The sequence below is a fragment of the Streptomyces sp. DT190 genome (assembly GCF_049846985.1).
Lineage (GTDB): Bacteria > Actinomycetota > Actinomycetes > Streptomycetales > Streptomycetaceae > Streptomyces.
The window spans coordinates 1-589 of the sequence record NZ_JBNCNM010000073.1 but is presented as its reverse complement, the minus strand read 5'-3'; the positions used below and the strand labels follow the sequence as shown (position 1 = coordinate 589).

Annotated in this window: 1 protein-coding gene and 1 pseudogene; both read left to right on the top strand. The window is 67.7% G+C overall.

The window, feature by feature from the left end:
* Positions 1-417 (top strand): DUF3459 domain-containing protein (locus tag ACPXCS_RS39650; RefSeq protein ID WP_425952366.1); only part of this gene is annotated, 417 nt, incomplete at its 5' end.
* Positions 414-589, top strand: a pseudogene (locus tag ACPXCS_RS39645) (trehalose synthase); the annotation flags it as partial. The gene ACPXCS_RS39650 and the pseudogene ACPXCS_RS39645, both read left to right, overlap by 4 nt.

Below are 589 nucleotides of genomic sequence, written 5' to 3'. Positions count from 1 at the left end.
CGCCCCCGCGACTGGGAACGCGCCGAACGCGAGGGCCGCACCATCGCCCCCCTGCTCACCCGGCTCAACACCATCCGGCGGGAGAACCCGGCCCTCCAGCAGCTGCGCGATCTCCACTTCCACCACGCGGACCAGGAGGCGGTGATCGTCTACTCGAAGCGGAAGGGTTCGAACACGGTTCTGGTGGTCGCCAACCTCGACCCCCACCACACCCAGGAGGCCACGGTCTCGTTGGACATGCCGCAACTCGGCCTGGACTGGCACGAGTCGGTGCCGGTGCGCGACGAGCTCACCGGCGAGACCTACCACTGGGGCAGGGCCAACTACGTGCGCCTCGAACCGGGCCACCGTCCCGCGCACGTCTTCTCGGTTCTGCGACCGTCCCACCCGCAGATCGGAGGGTCACCCACAACATGATCGTCAACGAACCCGTTCAGGACACCTTCGAGGACACCCCCGCCAGGGACCGCGACCCCGAGTGGTTCAAGCGCGCCGTCTTCTACGAGGTGCTCGTCCGATCCTTCCAGGACAGCAACGGCGACGGCGTCGGTGACCTGAAGGGCCTGACCGCCAAGCTCGACTACCTCCA